Below are 6,007 nucleotides of genomic sequence, written 5' to 3' on the forward strand. Positions count from 1 at the left end.
GGGACGCGGGGAGGTGGAGACGCGGGGACGCAAAGAGAGATGAGAGACAAAGAATAAGTAATGACTAATGACTAATGACTAATAACTAATGACTAAATTAATTACAGGGAAAACTAAACTTTTAGGAGTAATTGGCTATCCGGTGGAACATTCACTGTCGCCGGTGATGCATAATGCAGCAATCGCTAATTTGGGATTAGATTATGTTTATCTACCTTTTTCCATCGCACCAGAAAATTTAGAAATTGCGATCGCAGGTTTCGCCGCTATTGATATAGTGGGCTTTAGTGTGACGATACCCCACAAACAAGCAATTATTCCTCTGTTGTCAGAAATTACTCCCATTGCTCAAACTATTGGAGCAGTAAATACTGTTAGCCGCAAAAATCACAAATGGGTAGGTACAAATACAGATATTGAAGGATTTATTGCGCCTTTGCAGACAACGTATAAGCAAAATTGGAGTCAAAAAGTAGCAGTAATTTTAGGCAATGGTGGTGCAGCTAGGGCAGTTGTGGCAGGTTGTCATCAACTAGGTTTTGCCAAAATCTATGTATTGGGACGCAATGTGCAGAAATTACAAGCATTTTGCGATAGTTGGAGTAATCCAGCTATAGAAGAGAATTTGCAAGTCGGTACATGGGATGAACTAGCAAAATTGATTCCCCAAGCAGATTTACTAGTCAATACAACCCCGATAGGTATGTATCCTCAAGTTGATGAGTCGCCTTTGAGTGCAGAAGAAATAGCACAATTGCCCCAAGGTGCGATCGCCTATGATTTGATATATACTCCTAAACCAACGCAATTTCTCAAGCTTGCAGAAAAACAAGGCGCAATTGCCATTGATGGCTTAGAAATGCTAGTCCAACAAGGGGTAGCAGCATTAAAAATCTGGTTGCAGCAAGAAACTATACCTGTAGAAGTCATGCGCCAAGTTTTGCAAAATCACCTGGGTTTCGGGAGATAAGTAATTCTAAAACTCATACAAAAATTCTGTATTATTTCTAGCTTGGAGATTATCCCAAATTATTTTGGTGTTGGGGACATGTCAATACAGTTCAGATAAACCCAAAACCCTCATGTAGAGACGCGATTTATCGCGTCTTCAAAGACCAATTATCCCCACGAAAATCCTTAACCCAGGCGTATTGGTCTGTATGTTAGTACTATATTGTTCCCTAGCAACAGATAATACATCGTCTTGCTTAATTTATCCTTAAAATATGGTAAAAATCCTTTAACTATGATTTGTATAAATTACATTTAAAGTTAAATAATATCTTTGTAATAATACTTATGACTGTTGTGCGATCGCTTGTTTTCCTTGTCTGCCCTGCAATAGCAAAAATAATAATTTCTACTTACCTGAAAAATCGCTCATTAGAGAAGGCGGTTGAAGAAAATATAGTAGACAAGCTTAAAAATTTTATTTCTAACCCTAGCGACCAAGAAAAGACACAAAGAAGTATTGAAAGAATTGCCAAGCAGATAGTAGAAAACATGCAGCCCATTTTCGACTTGGAAGCCGCAAGCGTTAGCCAAGATAGCCGCACAGCAGTTCAACTTGAAATTGCAGACACATTGCGTAGGGCTGAGGTAACGAGTGAGTTGCTGATGAGTTTTAGTCTGGATGTAAAATCCTTAACAGTAAATCTTCGCAGTGCTTATCCAGAGGCTTGCAAACACTTTGGTCGCAACGAAACTGCTCTCTATGAACGGATGTTAGAAGAAGTGAGCAAAGGCATCATCGAAGTAGCACCACAATTGCAAGGTTTTACACTTGCTGTAACTACAGAGAGTTTGCAGCGACTAGAAAAAATTATTGAGCATTTCCAAACATCACAAGAGCAGTCTCAACGAGACAAAAATGACTTTGAGAGGAGATATCAGCAAGTCATCATCCGCGAACTAGACAGAATGGAGATGTTTGGTTTGCCGCCAATGGATACCCTTACTGCCCGACAAAGCCTTAGCAAAGCCTATGTTACCTTGTCAGCAACACCGCACGGGCGAGAGGAGCAAAATCAACAGGCAGAAATTATCAGTAGAAGGCTAACGGAGGAAATAGCAGTTCACGTTCAGCAGCAGGAGAAAATCACAAGTTTCCGCACATCTCCAGTAGACGAAACCCTTGCTACCTGCCGACGGATAGTGATTCGGGGTGGGGCTGGTGCTGGTAAAAGTACACTTCTCCAATGGCTAGCTGTGCATGCTGCCAAGCAAGATTTTCCACCTGCCTTAGAGTCTTGGAATCGACTGATACCATTTTTTATTCGGCTAAGGTCTCTGGTAGATAAAGATTTTCCTACACCAGAAGAGTTCCCAAAACTCATTGCTCGTAACATTGCTGATACGATGCCCAAAGGGTGGGTACATCAATGCCTTGAGGCCGGATATGCATTGGTATTAATTGATGGGGTGGATGAACTGCCACGAAACCAGCGTCAAGCTTTTTTTGATGCCCTTGCCGACTTGGTGGCGGACTTTCCCTATGCACGTTATGTTGTCACGTCACGTCCTGCTGGGCTAAAGGATGGTCAAGGGGAAAAGTGGCAAGAGTGGGAAAATTGGACAGAGCAAGCAGAATTTCTCAATCTGTCACTACAGCCGATGAGTCCTACTGATATCGAACAATTTATTACTCAGTGGCATGAGGCTCTAGCAGCTGCTTCTCGTCCAGAAGATCGACAGATTAATTTGCAAAGTAAGGCAACCGACCTCAAACGTCTATTGCGTCAACGTCCTGATTTGCGGCGACTGGCAACCACACCATTGTTGTGTGCGATGATTTGTGTGCTGTATCTAGAACGTGGTGAAAATCTGCCTACAGAACGTATCAAGCTTTACCATGACTGCATTGATATGCTGTTGAACAGCCGCGATCGCGGACGCAAAGTTAAACTTGACCTTGACGAATCTTACCCAGCTGGTTTGTCCGACAGTCAGAAAATGGCTTTAATCCAATCTTTTGCTTATTGGATGATGCAAAATAATTATTCTGACGTTGAAATAGACCGAGTTGATGACCACTTCACCCGTCGCCTACCAGGGATGACCCTTCCCAAAGAAGTGACTGGCAAACAGATACGCGCTCTATTTGTGGAAAGAGCAGCACTTTTGCGAGAACCAGTTGTTGGGAAAATTGATTTTGCACACCGTACCTTTCAAGAGTTTCTTGCAGCACAAGCAGCACTGAATGAAGATAGTGTTAATGTACTGCTGCAACGTGCTCACGATGACCAATGGCGCGAAGCAATTATTGTTGCTGCTGGTCTAGGTCGCCCAAGAGAGCGTAAAGAACTGCTCGAAAAGCTACTCCAGATGGGTAATGAAATGCCAGATAAACGCCATTATTTGCATTTGCTGGCGGTGGCGTGTTTGGAAACAACTGTAGAAGTTGACCCTCAGGTACGTGCTGAAGTGCTTCAACAAGCTGAGGCATTGTTACCTCCCAAAGATGATGACGAGGTGATAATGGTTGCGAGGGCTGGGGATGCGATCGTACCTTTGCTTGCTCCTAAGCCAAACTATTCTCAGAGTGACAAGGCTCGGTGTATAGAGACGCTAGGCAAAATTGGTAGTTATGCGGCTATGCAAATTTTAGCTGATCATGCAAAGGATACTTATTATAAGTTAAGTAGAGAATTAGGTGAAGCTTGGGATGCTTTTGACCGTGATGCTTTTGCTCAGAAGGTACTATCTCATACTAACAAAGTATATGTCCCTACTCTGGTTTCATCAGAAGGATTTGAGCATCTTAAGCATATTAACGAGTTAGTTATAGAAAAGCTATCTTTAAAAGATTTGAGTCCACTGCAAAAATTTACTAATCTTACTAAATTAAGAATATTGGAAGGAGATGACATCTGTGATTTAAGTCCCTTAGCAGAACTTACCAAGCTGACTCACTTATCCTTAGGTCGCTATTTCCAACAAGAACTTCTCAATTGTGATACTAAGACACTAGCGTTTCTTTCTAATTTGACTTATCTAGACTTGAGTAGTATTAAAACTACAGACTGTCAGTTTCTAAAGACTCTGACCCAGCTTACCAATCTTGTTTTAGTGAAAACAGGTATCAGCGATCTAGGTCTACTAACGAACCTTACTAATTTAGAAAAGTTAAATATTCTTGAAGATGACATTACTGATTTTAGTCCGCTTACCAATCTTTCTAAACTAACCTCACTGAGTATAGGAGCAGTAATTTCCGAGAGTGGAGGTGCATTGATGCAATCTGAACAAATCAGCATTATTAATTCTTTAGAAAAACTTTATAGTCTGAAGAATTTAAGCATTTATCAAACAAAAGTAAAAGATATTAGTCCACTTACTTCACTTTTTAATCTCACGAATTTAGAACTTAATGAGAATAAAATCAATGACCTTAGTTCCTTAGCAAACCTTACCAATCTTGTGAGCTTGAGTATAGCTGAAGCAGGTGTTACCGACATTAGTCCACTTGTTAAATGTCACAGTTTACGTAAACTATGTTTAGGTAAAATTCGCATTTTTGGAAGTACTTTATTTACTTCAAAAACACCTGTTAGTGACCTTAGTCCGCTTGCTAACCTTCCTAATCTTACAGAATTAGTCCTAGGAGATACAGATGTTACCGACTTTAGTCCACTAGAACGATTACCCAACCTAAAAATTGAAATCTATAGAGATTAGCAGCACTTAGAAAAAACTGTAAATGTTTATTAAACTCAAAATACTTTTATCATGGCTTGCATTATTACTAAGTTTTACAAGCCTATTTCTTAGTTCTTGGATTATCCTTCCTGCTCCAAATATGTTTTTACTCACTCTAGCTGTGGGAGCGCCAGAAGTCAGTCCTTGGCTATTGTTATTAAATTTGTTGTGTTTATTGCTGTCTTTTTTCTACATCCGTTACCGTCAAATACAGATTTTAATTTTTATTTTCAATATCATCGGATTGCTAATTTGTGGCTCGGTGTTAGTGAAGATTCCACTCACTCAAAAGCAGATGGATCGAGCGATGAAACAAGCATTGGGAGCAGATTATCTAGAAAAAATTCCATTAGAATTAAAAGCCAAAATGCGAACTCATCCCTTTAACTTAGTCAATTCTTTCCGGGGTATTGCATTAGGGAAAACACGTCATCAAAAAGATATTATCTTTGCTAATCCTGCGGGAGTGCCTTTAAAAATGGAAGTTTACCAACCGCAGGAAGTGGGAAAATATCCAGCAGTAATAGTAATTTATGGTGGAGCTTGGCAACGTGGCAATCCCAGCGCCAATAGTGAGTTCAATCAATATATAGCTCAGCAGGGCTATACAGTATTTGCTATCGATTATCGACACGCACCTCAATATCAATTTCCATCTCAGTTGGATGACGTGCGTACAGCCCTCAATTTTATTCGCAAACATGCAGCTGAATACGAAGCCGACCCAGAAAATCTTGTACTTATAGGATATTCTGCCGGGGCACACTTAGCAATGCTAGCAGCTTATCAACCGGATGCACCACCCATCCGTGCTGTGGTCAGCTATTACGGGCCTGTTGACTTAACTGAAGGATACAAATCACCGCCAAGTCCCGATCCTATTGATAGCCGCGCTGTTTTAAAAGCATTTCTCGGTGGTTCGTTAGAAGAATTACCTAATCAATATCAAATTGCTTCACCGATAAATTACTTAAGGCATCCTTTACCACCAACTTTATTAATTTACGGCAGTCGCGACCATGTGGTAAAACCTCAATTTGGAAAACAGATGTACGAAAGTTTACATAGTTCTGGTAACACTGCGGTTTTTCTACAAATTCCTTGGGCAGAACACGCTTTTGATGCTGTTTTTAATGGTGTGAGCAATCAATTAGCCTTGTATCATACTGAAAGGTTTTTGGCTTGGGCATTGCGTGGAAGTGTTGACTGATGACTGATGACTGTTGACTGAGGAGTTAAGAATTATTCTCCTTATCTCCCTTGTCTCCCCCATCTCCCCCATCTCCCCTATCTCTCACCCTACGGGTTC

At 40.8% G+C, this 6,007-nt stretch carries 3 protein-coding genes; all 3 read left to right on the forward strand.

The features are described 5' to 3' along the window. The first annotated feature begins 88 nt into the window (after positions 1-88). Positions 89-970 (forward strand): shikimate dehydrogenase, encoded by an 882-nt coding sequence (locus tag GNE10_RS31050; RefSeq protein ID WP_185569713.1) that lies wholly within the window; start codon positions 89-91, stop codon positions 968-970. A 329-nt stretch (positions 971-1,299) separates the two neighbouring features. Further along, positions 1,300-4,677, forward strand: a complete 3,378-nt coding sequence (locus tag GNE10_RS31055; RefSeq protein WP_185569715.1) for an NACHT domain-containing protein — start codon at positions 1,300-1,302, stop codon at positions 4,675-4,677. 22 nt (positions 4,678-4,699) lie between these two features. Next, positions 4,700-5,908, forward strand: coding sequence for an alpha/beta hydrolase (locus tag GNE10_RS31060; RefSeq protein WP_185569716.1), 1,209 nt, complete (start codon positions 4,700-4,702; stop codon positions 5,906-5,908). Positions 5,909-6,007 lie beyond the last annotated feature (99 nt).

It is taken from the genome of Nostoc sp. 2RC (assembly GCF_014222165.1).
In the GTDB taxonomy this organism is placed as follows: domain Bacteria; phylum Cyanobacteriota; class Cyanobacteriia; order Cyanobacteriales; family Nostocaceae; genus Nostoc; species Nostoc linckia.